Source organism: Sulfurovum sp. (assembly GCF_036568385.1).
Taxonomy (GTDB): Bacteria; Campylobacterota; Campylobacteria; order Campylobacterales; family Sulfurovaceae; genus Sulfurovum.
The window spans coordinates 1-15,504 of sequence record NZ_DATCSP010000010.1; the positions used below are offsets into that span (position 1 = coordinate 1).

Here is a 15,504-nt window from a genome sequence, read left to right on the forward strand (position 1 = left end):
CAGGCTGCTTATGATGCAGTGATCTCAAATACAGCAAAAAAAGGGCCTGTGCTGCAAACGGCGGTCATCGCTGCGATCCAGGGGACCAAACAGACCTCTACCCTTATTCCTATGTGTCACCCCTTGATGCTGACTTCGGTCAAGACGGACATAGAAGAACTTCCTGAACTGCCGGGTTTCAAGCTTACGGTGACGGCCAAGCTCAATGGTCAGACAGGGGTAGAGATGGAAGCGCTTACGGGAGTCAGTGTGGGGCTGCTCACCATTTATGATATGCTCAAAGCCATCGACAAAGGGATGGTGATCAGAAATGTGCAGCTGGAAAATAAATCCGGCGGAAAAAGCGGCGATTTCAATCGTGCATAAGCTTCAATAAGGAGAAGAGATGATCTTGGATGACAAAACACCGGAAAGACCTAAAATAGAGTACCCTACGCGATGGGGATTTAAACTTATAGGCCGAAACAAGGAAGCGCTTTTGAAATGCATCAAAGAGGCGATGGGAGAGAAAGAGCACCTCTGTTCTTTGGGCAACTCATCAAGAACAGGCAAGTTTCATACCTATAACGCCAGTTGTGTCGTAGACACAGAGGAAGAGAGAAATCGCATCTTCAAATACTGTCAGGATCATGACGATGTGGACATGGTGATCTGATACACCCTCTCCTCCTGGGTGCTACAGCTCCCTTCTTCTGCGCAGCATTTCATCCGCACCCAAACTCACCAGCATAGAGACGAACACATAGGCCAAAAAGAAATAAAGCCCTGCCTGTACCTCCGCATGACTCACATCAGAACCGTTGCTTGTAAGATAGACCAGCAGGGTGGCCACCACGAAAACATCCAGCATGGACCATTTCCCTACCCATTTAAAGAACTTTACGATACCGTGAGCGTACCTGCTCTCCATCGCCACTGCGACAAACATCAAAGCAAGCGTCTTGAAGAGCGGTATGAGTATGGAAAAGAGAAGGATCACCAAGGCTACGGTGATCTCACCGCTCTCCCATAATTTCACGACAGACCCCAGGAGACTTTTGGACTCAAAAGAGAGTACGACATCGCCGATATACTCGAACTCTTTATGGATCGTCACCGTCAGCAGAGGAGTCAAAAGACCAAAAGTCAATACCACCCATGCCGCCAAACCGCCAAAAAAAGTGAACACTCTCAACCCACCCAAAAAAGAACCGATCAGGACCATAAGAAGTACCCCCATCACATAGAGGGTATAACGCTTCGCTTCTGACTGATGTTCTTTTTGGGCATGGATGATCTCTTCCCGCAGAAGCCGCTTATCACTCTCATAGTATCCCAGACTGATCTTTTCCGCCCATATTTTTGCCTGGTACTCGGCCTGTGCAGAGAGGTCCTTATCCATCACCAGTGTCTGCGTGCGCTGTTCATACTGCTTGGCGTGTGCATAGGCCTGCAGACCCAAATACCCCATGATGATCACCAATAAGGACAATAACAGCATCATACTCTTTTTCTTCATAGAGAGATTATACTATAATCGCAACCATGAATATAGATACATTAAAGCAGATAGCACTGGAAGCGGGCAAGATCGTCAAAGAGGGGTATGCTTCACACAAAGAGGTCTCCCACAAAGGGGTGGTGGACCTGGTCACCGAATTCGATGTCAAAACCGAAGCCTTTATCATCGGTGAACTCAAGAAAACATTCCCCGGCTACACCCTTGTAGGTGAAGAGAGCCATCAGGGAAGCTACCATTATGAGAAGGCGATCTACATCGACCCCATCGATGGCACGACCAATTTCGTTCACGGCATCCCGCATCTTGCGATCTCGCTTGGCGTCTGGGAACAGGGAAAGCCGACACTGGCTGTCGTCTATAATCCGATCCTAGAAGAACTTTTCTGGGCAGTCCGGGGAGAGGGGACTTTCTGCAATGGGCAAAGGCTTGAAGTGAGTACACAAAGCAAACTCCAAAATGCGCTGATCGCCACAGGATTCCCCTACGCCAAGGTCAATGCGGGCATCGAGTACCGCTGGGTGATCGACTGTATGACCAACCTGCTTCCCCATATCCAGGATATCCGCAGGCTGGGTGCAGCGGCGATCGATCTGTGCTATCTTGCCCAGGGAAAGGTAGAAGCCTTCTACGAGATCGATCTAAAACCATGGGATGTCGCCGCGGGTATCCTGATCGTACAGGAAGCTGGCGGGCATGTCAGCAATGTACAGAATACACCATTTGATTTTAATGATAAAAGTATTGTGGCCAGCAATGGCAAAGTGCATCAGCAATTGCTGAAATATTTAGAGAATATCTAAACCCCGGAGACACAGTTTCACTTCGTTTCCGGTTTTTCAGGAAAGAAGTAGATCATCACCAGCAACCAGACGACCCCTATATCGATCGCCACATCCGCGAAGTTAAAAACGGCAAAATCAAAACCGCAATGCCAGGCGACATAGTCTACCACGCCTCCATGTACAAAACGGTCATAGACATTACCCAGTGCACCGCCTATCAGCAATCCTACGGGGAAGGCATAACGCTTGATATACCCCTCATGATAAACAAAGAGCAGAATGCCCAGGATCAACAGGCCCTGGAGCCACTTAAGGTAGGGTCCGAGAAAGGCAAACATCGAAAAAGCGACACCTTTGTTGTAGTGAAGCTCCAGATCGATGCAGGTGCCCGGACGGTAGTACCCTTCGACAAAAAGTAATTTGATATACTGGTCTATAAGGAACGTGCCCAAGAGGACCAGAAAAAAAAGTGTAAATCCTCTCATTAGGCCAATGCTGCTTTGAAAAATGCTTTACACTCTTCCATCATCGCTTCAAGCTTCTCTTCATCTTTCCCTTCCAGCAGAAGGCGGATCTTGTTCTCTGTTCCCGAATACCTGAAAAGATGTCTCATTCCCAGACTCTCGATCTTTTCCTTCAGGGCATCGAGTCCCTCGATCGTATCGAGGTCTCTTTTTTCATCTACCAGCAGGTTCACAAGCAGCTGCGGATAGGATTCATACGGGTTGAACGCTTCACTTGCCTTTTTATCTGTCTCTACCAGATATGCCAATGCCTGCAATGCACTGGAGATCCCGTCACCGGTCTTCGCATAATCGGAGAAGATCACATGGCCGCTCTGCTCTCCTCCGAAGTTGATCCCATGCTCCTGCATCATTTGAACCACATTTTTATCGCCCACTGCAGAACGGTACAGCTTGATCCCCTGCTTATTCAGGTACTCACCCAGTCCCTGGTTGCTCATCACGGTAGCTACCATGCCTCCGCCTTTGAGCGTACCCTGATTCTTAAGATGTACGGCCAGCACCGCCATGAGCTTATCGCCATCGATGACCTCGCCCTTTTCGTCCACCATCACCAGTCTGTCCGCATCACCATCCAGGGCGATGCCCACATCCGCACGGGACTCTATCACGGCTTTCGCCAAATGTTCAGGGTGCATCGCACCGCAGCCTTCGTTGATATTGAATCCGTTCGGTTTGTCCCCGATGACCACAACATCTGCTCCCAGTTCCTGAAGTATCGTAGGACCTACGATATAGCCTGCACCATTGGCACAGTCTATCACCACCCTTTTCCCTGCCAAAGTAAGCGGTCTTGGAAAAGAGTTCTTGATATGCACGATGTAGCGGCCCACCACATCATCGATACGTTTCGATTTCCCAATGGCCTTGTCTGTCACCTGCGCTTTGTCAATGGCCGCATCGTCCATGAATATGGCCTCGATCTCTTTCTCTCTCTCACGGTTGAGCTTATTGCCCTCCCCATCGAAGAACTTGATACCGTTGTCATAATAGGGGTTATGGCTTGCAGATATCATGATCCCTGCATCACAACGCATATTTTCTGTTAAAAATGCGATCGCCGGCGTAGGCATCGGGCCTATCTGTATCACATCAAACCCTACAGCGGTCAGTCCGGAAACGATAGCATTTTCTATCATGTATCCGCTGCGTCGCGTATCTTTTCCTACCAAGATCTTATTGGTCTTTGCGTTTTTCTTAAAATAGATACCTGCAGCCATCGCCAGACGCATTGCGCTGACCGCACCTACTTTTTTACCTGCTTTTCCGCGTACGCCATCTGTTCCGAAAAGTGTCAAAATGATTTCCTTTTGGATATACTCATCCCAGTGATTTGAATGGCTCATTTTAACGCAAATTTGATTAACATTCCTCATAAACCCCCTCCGAGATCACAGAAACTTGGGAGACCGTACGATAAGATTAATAAATCTTTAATCTTTTTTTAGCTATTATTCGCGAACTATTTTCACTCTAATGAATGGAGTAATAACAATAACCCTATAAAAGGAAACACCATGGCACACCACAAATCAGCAAAAAAACGTATTTTGCAAACTGCTGTAAGAACTGAGAGAAACAGATACTACAGAACAAGAATCAAAAACATCACTAAAGCGGTACATGAAGCAGTAGCGGCAGCCGACAAAGCAGCAGCAACAGCAGCATTCGCAATAGCGAACAAACAGATCCATTCACTTGTAAGCAAAGGGTTCATTAAAAAAACAACTGCTGCAAGAAAAGTAAGCCGTCTTCACAAAATGGTAAACGCTATCGAAGCTGCATAAGCAGTCTCGATACACCTTCACAAAAACCCCAATCCAACACAAAGAACATCTATGTTCAAAGAAAAACTTCAACCATTCATCAACAGATATAACGAACTCAGCGAACTTCTAAGTTCTCCGGACATCGCAAGTGATGTGAAACGCATGACAGAACTCAGCAAAGAACAGTCAGACCTTGCTCCACTGGTAGAGAAAGCGAAACACTATATAGAGACCGCAGATGCCATACAGGAAAACAAAGAACTTCTGGGCGACCCTGAACTCGGGGACCTTGCCAAAGAAGAGCTGCATGAACTGGAACCGATGCTCCCTGCATTGGAAGAAGAGATCAAAGTCCTGATGATCCCCAAAGACAAGAATGATGACAAAAATATCTTCCTTGAACTGCGTGCAGGTGCAGGAGGGGATGAAAGTGCCCTTTTTGTGGCCGATATCTTCAAAATGTACTCACGCTATGCCGAACATATGGGATGGAAGATAGAGCTCGTGAGTACCAATGAAGGTACCTCCGGCGGGTATAAGGAACTCATCGCCCAGATAAAGGGGGCGGGTGTCTATTCGAAGCTTAAGTACGAAGCGGGAACTCACCGTGTTCAGAGAGTGCCCGATACGGAAACACAGGGACGGGTGCATACTTCAGCCATCACTGTCGCCGTGATCCCTGAAGTGGACGATGTAGAGGTGGATATCAAGCCGAACGAGATCAAAATGGATGTTTACCGCTCCAGCGGCTGTGGAGGCCAGTCGGTAAACACGACGGATTCCGCTGTCCGTCTGACCCATATCCCTACAGGGATCGTCGTAGCCATACAGGATGAAAAGTCCCAGCACAAGAACAGAGACAAAGCGATGAAGGTACTGAAAGCGAGAGTCTATGAAGCAGAGCTTCAAAAGCAGCTGGATGAAACCTCAAGCCAAAGAAAGCTTCAGGTCGGATCAGGGGACCGCTCAGAGAAGATCAGAACCTATAACTACCCCCAGAACAGACTGACCGATCACCGCATCGGACTTACGCTTTATGCCCTGGATGATGTCATGAACAACGGTAAGCTGGAACTGGTGGTCGATCCGCTGATCCAGCACGCACAGGCTGAAGCGATCCAAGAGGCGGGACTCTAAACCATGGTCGATTTTACACAGCTACAAAGCGATGATGATCTTAAAGAAGTGGTCAAGTCTGCCTTCGATGCAGACCTCGCTATTTCCGGAGCCTGGGGATACACAAAAGAGCTTGCAACCATTATAGAATCTTCTGATGTTCCTCTGAAGCAGCTGGAACATATGCTGGCCTCGATGCGTGCCTATATAGAAATGAACATGACCCTGCCCCAGGAAGAACGTTACGGAAGCATCAATCTCAACGAATCGGCAAGGGAAGAGGTGCGTAGCAATGGTCTTGTATATGACAAAGTGACCTACGAGATCACTGCAATGAAAGAAGATCTTTATACCGCATTTATCAATGAATACAAAGAGGGCTTGGGAAAAGAGGGGTTCGACATCACAGAGCACTTCAACCAGAGAAAAAAAGCCACGATCAGCAGAACAGTCATGCACTGGTTCGAAGTACACCAGGCACTTGAAAAGTGACCGTTGGCTTCTGATCCTGCCTGAAAGAATTAACACTCATCTAAGACCCCTTATGAATACACCCTGTAAAATCACACAGTAGAGGTTGAATTTCGTACTTTGTCTGTAAAGAAGTGATGGATATCAAGTGTACGGAGACGATGAATAATAAGGTCGTATGTTCGGGGAAAATGAAAGGATCTTCTTAGTGTGTGCAGAGACACAACTGTTTCCAGGAAAAAATCCTGTATGTGCTTTAATGTGCACAGGGTGAGTGAATAGCATTATCTATCCGACCATGAAGGTCGTATAGATAGTTTAGATGATTATCTGATCTTTTTAGATTCAGTAACGGTGTTACCTTTAAGGTCAACCCAAGTGATCTCCACTTTATCACCTTTAGCTGCACCTCTGAAGCTAAATTTGAACTGCGGGTTTTTAGACCAGAACTGGCTTGTAGATACATCATACACTACTTTACCGTTTGCTTTTGCAGTGATATGTGTAATAAAGTTTGCCTCTGTTCCTTTTGCTTTTGCTTGATCGTATGTAAGCATGTCATGTTTTGCCATAGCTTTTACTTCTACAACATCGCCTTTAAGCCTTGCTTTAATTTTCATGTTAGCCATAATATTCCTTTTCTTTCTATTTCTGTTTATATCTAATAAGTTTTAGAACCTGATCCAGCTGATTGGAGGGAGAAGATTAACCTTCACATCCACCAAGTGCAACTTCAAGTGTCACATTACCTACGTAGAATTTTCCATCTCTTCCTTCTACGATCGCAGTGATTGTTCCAGATTTTTTCATTTTGATCTTACACTCATAGTCAACGATCCCGCCCTCTTGCACATCGTATACACATACAGCTGCTTCAGGGTTCGCATCTTGGAATAATGCAACAGTTTTAGCATCAATGTCAGATTCAACTGTCACAGGGATCGCTCCACCGTTACTTGCAACTTTTGGTGCTTTTACTTTTACACCTTTCTCTTCTGGTTTGATATCACCATAAAGTGCTTTAATTGCATCCGCAACAGTGTGTGCAGTCCACGCGTCAGGCTTAGTAGCTCTGAAATCAATCGCAGATAAACTTGCAGGCAATACAGCTGCTGCAACCATACTTAAACTCAAAAATTTTCTTCTATCCATTTTATTTCCTTTCTGTATAACTTAGATAAAAGGCCGGTCCTACCAGCCTAATATCTTATTTTACTTATGCATTGTGTAATAATTGTGATAATTCACACTTATTTGCTAGCATTTATCATATAATCAACTACTTCGTTCACCTGTTCATCAGTAAGATCCATTGCACCACCTTTTGGAGGCATTGCATTGATACCATTGATCGCATTGTGATAAACCGTGTCGATACCTTTTTCAAGTACTGCTGCCCAAGCCGCTTTATCGCCTACTGCCGGAGCACCCATTGCATCTGTAGCATGGCATACTGCACAGCTTGCTTCATAAGCAGCCTGTCCTGGTACTGCCTCTTCTGTTGGTTCAGGCAATGTTTTTTCAGAACTCAATGGCGGAGTAAAGTCACTAAGCTCGAATCCGATTCTCTGTACTTCAGGCTCACCTTCAAAACAGTTGGTCATACATCTCACACCGTTACCGTAGTTTAGCGGGTTGTTGTAATACTCACGTGCATTGTCTTGACCTTTTGGACCATTGATGTCAGGCTCGAAACCATCCACGTTTGGCATAACGATCTTTAAGAACTTCTCTCTGTCAAGCACATACTCATCATCCACAAGTTCGCCATCGATCTTGATCTCATTAAGGTAAAGGATATAGGCAGATAATGCATACACTTCGTCATCTGTTAACGACAATGGTGCTTGATGAGGCATACCTGTTTTAATGTACCACCAAAGTGTACTTGCATATGGCCAGTTTGAACCAAATACACGTATAGGACCGTCAGAATCCGGATCTACTCTTTGATTCATCAGTGTTTTTTGTGCTTTATACGCGTTACCTGCTGTCAATTTTGGATAAAGCCCTACACCCGCACCAAAGTCACCGTGACACGATAGACATTTTTCTTCATAAATATAATCACCGTCTTCTACAGACCCTGAACCTTCAGGAAGTCCTGTACCGTCTGGCATTACATCGATATCCCAAGCTTTCTGCTCATTCTCAGTGGCTATTTTACCTTTGTTGAATGGCGTTTTATGGGCCTTTTCGTTTACGTGGTACGCACCTGTTTTACCATTCACGATCGGGTAGATCACCCCACCGTCAACAGCTAGTTTACCATTGTGCTCGTATGTTTTCTTCACCGACTCGGACACCAAGGCATTCGCCGGACCAACAGCATCGATCTCTCTTTTAGTGAAACCCTCTGTATTCATTGTAGTCGTGCTTGCAGCAGGTGCTGCTGCAGCAGTTTTTGTCTCTGTTGTGCTCTCTTTCTCATTAGATGCATTACAAGCAGTTCCTAAAAATACTACCGATGCAAGCAATGTACTTGCAACAATTTTTTTATGATAAGATTTGTACATTTGTAACCTCTCCTTTTGCATCTATTTCCCATGTGTGGATACCATTTCTATGATATACACCTTCGATTCCTACAGCCGCTCTCTCGTTTTTAACGCTTGGCTGAATGTGTCCTGCATCATCTGCAGCACGTGAACAAAGAAGCATTGGCTCACCTGTATATTCATGCATAAGTGAGAATCTGGTCCAGGCTTTTTCAAGTACCAGTCCTTTCAGTGATGCTTCTACCCAGTTTTTACCGCCATCGAACGATACATCAACTGTAGTGATCGTACCCATACCTGACCATGCAAGTCCTTCGATCTCTACCATGTCACCTTTTTTAAGGTCTGTCCATGGCTTCTCAGGACATGGTGAAGTGATCACAGAGTTCACTTCGTTCGCATAGAAGTGCTGTATCGCTTTACCTGTATGTTTCAACGCCGTATATTTAGATGTCTCTTCTTTCGCGTAGTATGGCTCAGCTGCAAACTCAAGTCTACACAACCATTTTACACATAGGTTCGCTTCCCAACCTGGAACAACGATTCTGATCGGGTACCCTTGCTCCGGACGTAACGCTTCACCGTTTTGTCCCCAGACGATCATCGCATCATCAAGTACCTTATCTACAGGGATCGTTCTACCCATGTGAGAACTGTCGTTACCTTCTGCAAGCATCCATTGTGCTTCCGGCTTAAGACCAAGGTCTTTAAGGATATCTTTGATGTACACACCAGTCCACTCAGCACAAGACATAAATCCTTTTGCGAACTGGATAGAGTTAAATTGAGGACCTCTCCACTCTGGTCCGCCGTTTGCCGGACACTCAAGGAAGTGAATTCTGCTTACATTCGGATATCTTTTCAGTTGATCCATCGTCAATACGATCGGCTTCTCAACCAGTCCGTGGATCATCAATCTATGTTCGTTTGGATCGATCGTTGGCGTACCACCGTGATGTCTGTTAAAGAAAAGACCGTTCGGTGTGATAATACCGCTAAGATCCTGAATAGGTGTTACCGCGATCGATGCTCTGTAGTTACCTGAAGAAAGGATAGGTGTGGTTCTTCTGGTCACCATATGCTCGTAAGGCGATGGCTGACCATACAAGTTAACCTCTACGCTGTCACCCCACTTCGTCGCCCATGGTTTGTGTTCCATGATATGAGGATCATCCTCCGGGTTTGCCTTAATATGCTCACTTGCGTCTATTTTGACCGGTGCTACAACACTAGCCGCCGCTAATGCGCCCATAGAATAAGTTGCTGTTTTCTTAAAAAAGTTTCTTCTTGATACTTGCTCTGATGCTTCAGAAGCTACGTCAAGTTCTTTTTTGTCTAGCTTATTCATTCGTCCTCCTTGATTAATTTTAAAATGACAAGGGTATTACCTTAATCTGTCATATGCCATAGATTATATACTAATAAAATAAAAGTTAGAGGAAAAATTATTAAACTATCCTTATAATAGATATAATTATCTTCACTTTGTAACAAATATACCCCACAAAAAGTAACACTGATATTGCATCAAAAGTAACTCCGATATTGCATAAAAAAAGCTTATGATTTTTCTTTAATTTCCCCTAAAACAGGTAGCTACCCGCCTGAAGCCATGCAGCTCATTGTCAAGATATCTACGAACTGTCGCGTGTAATATAATTTCCCGTCCAGACCCTCCAGAACAACGAAAAGTGTACCTTTAAAATCCATCCGTATGTTCAGTTCATAAGAAACAATTCCCTCTTCTCCCACTTGAAAGACTGCCACCAGACTCCTGGTAGTCGCATCCTGAAAAACAGCCACCGTTCTGGCCTTCATTGCGGAGTGGATGGAAATAGGTATATTTTCCCTGTCTTCGGCATAGGGTCTAGGGACGTTAAGCGCTATGGCGGTACTCTTTTGGATCGTTGCGAACTTCTCTCTTCCATAGAGTGCCATCGCTGCCTCATTGAGACCGTAAGCTTTCCATGCCTCAGGTTTCCGCTTTCTATGATCCACTCCCAAGGCCTCGATCATATAGGGGAAGACACAGAAACCCAATGCTAAAAAATGCCGCCGTTTCATGCTTTTCCCAGCACTCTGCGTATCGCTTTGGCACGCAGCGCCACATCGCCCTCGTTGGCTGTATTGGCTTCCAGTGCTTTGGCAAGCCCCTCCTCTTCTCTGCCATACTTCATAATAAAGTAGACCGATTCTGCCAATGTATTTTCCAAAGGTGTGGTCTCATCGGGCTCTATGGGGCTGAAATAGGTATTGTCCCACAACACTCCCATACTCAAAAGCGCCAATGCATCCTTGTTCTCTTCCTGTGAAAGCTGAGACTGCGGGTGTATCGCCTCCTGGTACTTTGCCATCGCCTGCGACACCTTGGCCGGTATAAGCCCCCCGACCGTGACCGCCGCCAGCTCAATGGCGTCTCTGTACACCATCCCGTTATCCATATACTCTTCCACCAGGGTGTAAAACTGTTCTATCGCTTCTTCATTGCTTCTGTTCACAAAACATCCTATCTTTATAAAGTCTGAATTTAAAATAATACAAAAGAGCTTTAAGTTTTCTGACACAGGCGGTCAAATCACCCTCTGTAAAATCTTTATGGTACAATGCTAAAAAAATAGCGAGGAACACTTTTATGAAAAACGTAGGAAAAGTAACCACTCTTTTTATATCAGTTCAGGGCTCCTCTGCTCGCATTGAAAAAGAGTCATTCAGCTTGGATACCAGGGGTATCGTAGAAGACAAATACCATGATACCAATATCAACAGATCCGTGCTGCTCACATCGAAAGCCAGTTATGCATTGGCAAACGAACACGGTATAGAGATGCCTTTTGGTGCTTTGGGAGAAAATATTTTGATGGACTATAACCCTTACCATCTTCTGCCTGGAGATCAGCTGCGTATCGGCGGAGTACTCCTGGAGATCAGCCAGAACTGTACCATGTGCGACCATCTTTCGAACATAGATGAAAGTCTGCCTACACTGCTTAAGAATGATAGAGGTATTTTTGCTAAGGTGATCGAAGGAGGAGTGATCAAAAAAGAGGATGTGGTAACGCTCTTGAAATAAGAACATTACCTTCAGAGAGGCGGGACAAAGATCCCGCCGAAACACTACCTGCTACTCTTCACCAACAAGTGTTTTTGCAGTAAGCTTTGCAAGGATATCTTCCATCGTTTTCTGTGCCATGAGCAACACGTCACGCGCTTCTTTCTCTTCTATACCCAAAGATGCTATCCAGTTATATACTGAAGGGAATCCGATCTCCATCGTATTCGTATCTCTTTTCTGGTACATATAGAGTGAACAAGGTGCAAAGGCTCCTGCTTCAGGGCGTACTTTCGCTACCGTATAGATCACCTCAAGGTAACAGATAGAGTATACATCATAGAAAGTATACGCTCTATGTCCGCTCTCTTCCATATCATAGTTAAGGTCGTTAAATCCTGCATTAATGAACATTGCAGGGATCAATGCCATCTCAAAATCAGCCTGGAATTTGTCTTTGACCTCTTCCCAGTCTGCTTCAGGGTCCATTTTTCCTTGAGCAGTGGTAACAAGCGGACCTTCCGGCTTCTTCATCTCATAAGAGACTTTTTCTACTTTTGCATTAGGAAGTGCCGCTTTGATCGTATCTTCTACCAGTTTACCATAGGCTACAAGCTCTGCATCATCTGCAGGAACACCCATGATCTCTGCCATCGCAGCAGCGCTCAAAGAAGAGATAGAGATCGTTTTTTCACCTTTTTTTGTCCAGATAGACATACTCATAGGAGAGAAAAGACCGATATTAGGATACTTCTTACCCAATTTTACCACTACGTCTTTTTTGAATACCGTAAAGAGGTTGTACACATCAAAATCAAGTGTTGTGAAGTTTTTTGTTCCGTCCTTGATCTGTTTGAGCCATGGCGCTGTCATATCTCTGTTATCGTTGATGAAAAAACCTGCTTGTTTAAAAGCCTCTGAGATCGTCGCAGGGGTGATCTTACCGTCGCTGTTATCTGCAGTATAGATAGTTACATTGTGTGTAGCCTTAGGTGCAGCATTTGCAGCCAGTCCAGTTGCCAGACCCATAGTAACCACTAGTGCAAGTAGCAATTTTGTGAAGTGTTTCATATGTGTTCCTTTTGTGTTTTTTTGTAAATAGCCATTATTATAACTGAACTTCATTTAATTTCAATTAATAACGTCACATGTAGCAGGATAAAGAAAAAAAGTGGTTTGATTGTGAAGAAAATAGCTGAACCAAAGGCAAAACTTCAATAAGATGAATAAGTAAAAAAAGTTCAGTAGATAGGATCAACAAAGGGGAAACCCCTTTGTTAAATGGTCTTAGAATCTATATCTGATGTAGAATCTGAAGTCTTCTGCTGTTTCAACTATGTTTGGTAACATTGCACTAGCCATAGCCATTTGACCAGCAGCAGCTTCTGCTGATGCTTGATCCATACCGCCTGCCATAAGATTACCTACGACCGCAGCACTATTCAATGGATCAGTTGGGTCACCAGTACCACCAAGTTGCGTCCACATAGCTGCACCATCTTTCACATCTTCAATTTTCATAGCAGAACCTGTCGTACTACCGAAGAATCCGTTGCTTCCTGTATACTCATAGTCCATTCTTACATATCTAAGCTGCATGCTAAGTGCTTCATTGAAGTGATACGTATAGTTAGCTTCGTATGCATCACCTCTGGTAGCGATCTTAGAACCGGCCATCGTGTCTTCCCCATACGTGAATGGTCTCCAGTACTGCGAACCGTGGTTATACTCAAGTCCCACTCTACCGTAGTCATTCTCACCATCTGTTACAGGAAGGTACGCACCAACCCAGTAAGACTCACCAGTCTCTTGATCCTCAGAACCTAGCATAGATGATCCAGCATATGGATCAGTTTTACTATACGCGATCGAACCGAATAGTTTCACATCTGAGAAGTAACCGTCATCAGTCACACCGTCAACCAATGCTGAGAAGGCTCCACCTTCCATGTTTCCAACTTGACTCATAACACCGTAATCTAGCTGTAATGTACCATCTGGATTTACCGGTTGTGCCATTGGATTATTTAGGTCAGGAAGATCCCATGCTTTAAACCATAGTGCCTTTGTCACGAACTGACCATCATTGTATGGTTCAAAGATAAATCCAGCAAGTTGGATATCTTCCATACCATTCGCTTCCACATCAGCATTTGGTGTAGGAGAACCGATCAATGGCACAGCGTTGGTAGAACCATTTCCTGCACATAGTTTGATCGACATACCTGGGATACCGGTTACTCTTGAAAGGTCAAGCTTGGAACTCAAACCATCGTACTCAACGTTAATGATGTGCCCCAGTGGAGACGCAGCAGGATCATCTTGGCTTAGATTCGCAAGGAAACCGTTTGTGGATGGTCTTCTACCGATAGAGAAGGTCCAAGGCATATCTAGTCCGAATGCTTTTTCACCAAGGTATAGCCAGTATGCCTGTCTTACTCTAAGCGTAGTATCAGTCAATGCTTCATTGGTTGTCCAGTCAAATGCGTCATACGGACGGTTCATAGGGTTATCAAAGCTGGCACCGAATGCTTTGTTCATAGAAAGCTGCCCTTTGAAGACATTGTTTCTATCCGGCGCATAGGCCATATTTAGCCAAAGTCTCATACTAAAAAAGTCATTACCTTCAGTACGACCATCTGCCATATCGTAGCTAATGCTGTCAAATGATGTTCTCATGTCCGCACCCCATTTGATGTTATCTCCTGAATCGTGTGCTTTCACTTCATTGATCTTGTCATTTTGTCTGTCAAGATCTTTTTTAACCTTCGCTAGTTCTGTCTCAAGTGAAGTTACTTTTTCGCTTAGTGACTCTGCCTGAACGCCAGTAATTGCAAGTGCTGCAACAAGTGACGCTGTGATCATTCTTTTCATGTTTACTCCTTTAATTTATGTTTGTCCAAAACATGTAACAGTTAGTTTAGACCAACTAGACTGATGTTAGACTTAAAAAAGTTAAATTTATAAATATTTTGAATCTAGTTAATGTTATGTTATAAATGTTATAAAAAGGAATATACATAAGAAGTAAAACAGGCGAAGAGCCTCCGAGGGAAATGAATAAAAAGGGAGGGGGAGACTCTTCTGTAAAAGGCAACCATCCAGGAGAGGAACAAGGAAGTTTACAAGTTTTGGACAAGGAGTAAAACAAATTCTCCTGGAAAGGGAAAGTTGGTTACCTTTTCTAAGTACATTATAAATGATGGGAGTTAATGAGGAGTAAATAAAGTGTTAATCAAAGGTTTGGGGGGGGATGGTGATTGGTGATTGGTGATTGGTGATTGGTGATTTTTGGGTAGTGGGTAGTGGGTAGTGGGTAGTGGGTAGTGGACACTACGCAATAAAACTGAATTGGATCTTAAAAAAGAAGTAAAAGGCAATTAATTAGCCAAAGAAATTTGTATAACCTGAAAGATTATTCTCTGCGGCAGCCATTTGCATTTTCTTCTTTTGGGTTCGTTTTCTTATTTGTTGCACAACAAAGAAGAAAAGGAATAAGAAGAAACATGATTAAAAGTAAAACTCTAACAAAGAGATAAAAAATAAAGAAGGATCACGACAATAAACATAAAAAGAGAATAAAGCGAAGTATAGATAAAAAACTTATATTGATAAGAGATGATTGATTGATAAAGTTAGAAAGGTTAGATAAGAAACTCAAAGTGGCAGCGACCTACATTTCCACAGACGTAGCCTGCAGTATTATCGGCGATGGGAGGCTTGACTTCCAGGTTCGGAATGGAGCTGGGTATGACCCTCCCTCTAGCCCCACCACTAAGAGAAAGATAAACACC

18 protein-coding genes and 1 rRNA gene are annotated in these 15,504 nt (G+C 44.3%); 7 read left to right on the forward strand and 12 right to left on the reverse strand.

Annotation, left to right across the window (positions count from 1 at the left end; all coding sequences use genetic code 11):
* A partial coding sequence (moaC, locus tag VIM88_RS00820) for a cyclic pyranopterin monophosphate synthase MoaC (RefSeq protein ID WP_331860979.1) occupies nucleotides 1–366 on the forward strand: 366 nt, incomplete at its 5' end.
* 19 nt (nucleotides 367–385) lie between these two features.
* The gene (locus tag VIM88_RS00825; protein WP_331860980.1) at nucleotides 386–655 is read left to right on the forward strand and encodes an HP0495 family protein; all 270 of its coding nucleotides are present in this window, start codon (nucleotides 386–388) and stop codon (nucleotides 653–655) included.
* A gap of 21 nt (nucleotides 656–676) precedes the next feature.
* Here the strand turns inward: VIM88_RS00825 and VIM88_RS00830 are convergent, their stop codons facing one another.
* On the reverse strand, nucleotides 677–1,498 hold the full coding sequence (locus VIM88_RS00830; protein WP_331860981.1) for a paraquat-inducible protein A: 822 nt from the start codon (nucleotides 1,496–1,498) through the stop codon (nucleotides 677–679).
* A 26-nt stretch (nucleotides 1,499–1,524) separates the two neighbouring features.
* Here VIM88_RS00830 and VIM88_RS00835 point away from each other — a divergent pair, with 26 nt between their 5' ends.
* Nucleotides 1,525–2,301 (forward strand): inositol monophosphatase family protein, encoded by a 777-nt coding sequence (locus VIM88_RS00835; protein ID WP_331860982.1) that lies wholly within the window; start codon nucleotides 1,525–1,527, stop codon nucleotides 2,299–2,301.
* Nucleotides 2,302–2,318: 17 nt separating this feature from the next.
* Here the strand turns inward: VIM88_RS00835 and lspA are convergent, their stop codons facing one another.
* Nucleotides 2,319–2,768: a signal peptidase II gene (lspA, locus tag VIM88_RS00840; protein ID WP_331860983.1), complete on the reverse strand. Its 450-nt coding sequence runs from the start codon at nucleotides 2,766–2,768 to the stop codon at nucleotides 2,319–2,321.
* Nucleotides 2,768–4,105, reverse strand: a complete 1,338-nt coding sequence (glmM, locus tag VIM88_RS00845) for a phosphoglucosamine mutase (protein ID WP_331860984.1) — start codon at nucleotides 4,103–4,105, stop codon at nucleotides 2,768–2,770. Before glmM ends, lspA begins: the two co-directional genes overlap by 1 nt.
* A 219-nt stretch (nucleotides 4,106–4,324) precedes the next feature.
* On the opposite strand from glmM, the gene rpsT reads away from it, so the two are divergent.
* Genes rpsT through VIM88_RS00860 form a run of 3 tightly spaced genes read left to right on the forward strand, consistent with a single transcriptional unit; the run spans nucleotide 4,325 to nucleotide 6,184 of the window.
* Nucleotides 4,325–4,594 (forward strand): 30S ribosomal protein S20, encoded by a 270-nt coding sequence (gene rpsT, locus VIM88_RS00850; protein WP_331860985.1) that lies wholly within the window; start codon nucleotides 4,325–4,327, stop codon nucleotides 4,592–4,594.
* Nucleotides 4,595–4,645: 51 nt separating this feature from the next.
* On the forward strand, nucleotides 4,646–5,713 hold the full coding sequence (gene prfA / locus VIM88_RS00855; RefSeq protein ID WP_331860986.1) for a peptide chain release factor 1: 1,068 nt from the start codon (nucleotides 4,646–4,648) through the stop codon (nucleotides 5,711–5,713).
* Nucleotides 5,714–5,716: 3 nt separating this feature from the next.
* Complete coding sequence (locus VIM88_RS00860; RefSeq protein ID WP_331860987.1) at nucleotides 5,717–6,184, forward strand: hypothetical protein; 468 nt, start codon at nucleotides 5,717–5,719, stop codon at nucleotides 6,182–6,184.
* A gap of 305 nt (nucleotides 6,185–6,489) precedes the next feature.
* Here VIM88_RS00860 and soxZ read toward each other — a convergent pair whose 3' ends face one another.
* From soxZ to VIM88_RS00890, 6 genes are all read right to left on the reverse strand, one after another.
* Complete coding sequence (soxZ, locus tag VIM88_RS00865; protein WP_331860988.1) at nucleotides 6,490–6,792, reverse strand: thiosulfate oxidation carrier complex protein SoxZ; 303 nt, start codon at nucleotides 6,790–6,792, stop codon at nucleotides 6,490–6,492.
* 76 nt (nucleotides 6,793–6,868) lie between these two features.
* A complete protein-coding gene (locus tag VIM88_RS00870) occupies nucleotides 6,869–7,315 on the reverse strand; it encodes a thiosulfate oxidation carrier protein SoxY (protein WP_331860989.1) in 447 nt (148 codons plus the stop codon).
* 98 nt (nucleotides 7,316–7,413) lie between these two features.
* Nucleotides 7,414–8,679, reverse strand: coding sequence for a c-type cytochrome (locus VIM88_RS00875; protein WP_331860990.1), 1,266 nt, complete (start codon nucleotides 8,677–8,679; stop codon nucleotides 7,414–7,416).
* Nucleotides 8,660–10,009: a sulfite dehydrogenase gene (soxC, locus tag VIM88_RS00880; protein ID WP_331860991.1), complete on the reverse strand. Its 1,350-nt coding sequence runs from the start codon at nucleotides 10,007–10,009 to the stop codon at nucleotides 8,660–8,662. Before soxC ends, VIM88_RS00875 begins: the two co-directional genes overlap by 20 nt.
* A gap of 248 nt (nucleotides 10,010–10,257) precedes the next feature.
* The gene (locus VIM88_RS00885) at nucleotides 10,258–10,725 is read right to left on the reverse strand and encodes a thiosulfate oxidation carrier protein SoxY (RefSeq protein WP_331860992.1); all 468 of its coding nucleotides are present in this window, start codon (nucleotides 10,723–10,725) and stop codon (nucleotides 10,258–10,260) included.
* On the reverse strand, nucleotides 10,722–11,159 hold the full coding sequence (locus VIM88_RS00890; RefSeq protein WP_331860993.1) for a hypothetical protein: 438 nt from the start codon (nucleotides 11,157–11,159) through the stop codon (nucleotides 10,722–10,724). The genes VIM88_RS00885 and VIM88_RS00890 overlap by 4 nt, the downstream gene beginning before the upstream one ends.
* A gap of 134 nt (nucleotides 11,160–11,293) precedes the next feature.
* On the opposite strand from VIM88_RS00890, the gene VIM88_RS00895 reads away from it, so the two are divergent.
* On the forward strand, nucleotides 11,294–11,731 hold the full coding sequence (locus VIM88_RS00895; protein ID WP_331860994.1) for an MOSC domain-containing protein: 438 nt from the start codon (nucleotides 11,294–11,296) through the stop codon (nucleotides 11,729–11,731).
* 51 nt (nucleotides 11,732–11,782) lie between these two features.
* On the opposite strand, the gene VIM88_RS00900 is transcribed toward VIM88_RS00895, so the two are convergent.
* The 3 genes from VIM88_RS00900 to rrf all read right to left on the reverse strand — a co-directional run bounded on the left by VIM88_RS00900 (nucleotide 11,783) and on the right by rrf (nucleotide 15,486).
* Nucleotides 11,783–12,781, reverse strand: coding sequence for a DUF302 domain-containing protein (locus tag VIM88_RS00900; RefSeq protein WP_331860995.1), 999 nt, complete (start codon nucleotides 12,779–12,781; stop codon nucleotides 11,783–11,785).
* Nucleotides 12,782–12,997: 216 nt separating this feature from the next.
* Nucleotides 12,998–14,584 (reverse strand): DUF3373 family protein, encoded by a 1,587-nt coding sequence (locus VIM88_RS00905; RefSeq protein ID WP_331860996.1) that lies wholly within the window; start codon nucleotides 14,582–14,584, stop codon nucleotides 12,998–13,000.
* A 786-nt stretch (nucleotides 14,585–15,370) separates the two neighbouring features.
* Nucleotides 15,371–15,486: ribosomal RNA gene (gene rrf / locus VIM88_RS00910) — 5S ribosomal RNA — on the reverse strand.
* Nucleotides 15,487–15,504 lie beyond the last annotated feature (18 nt).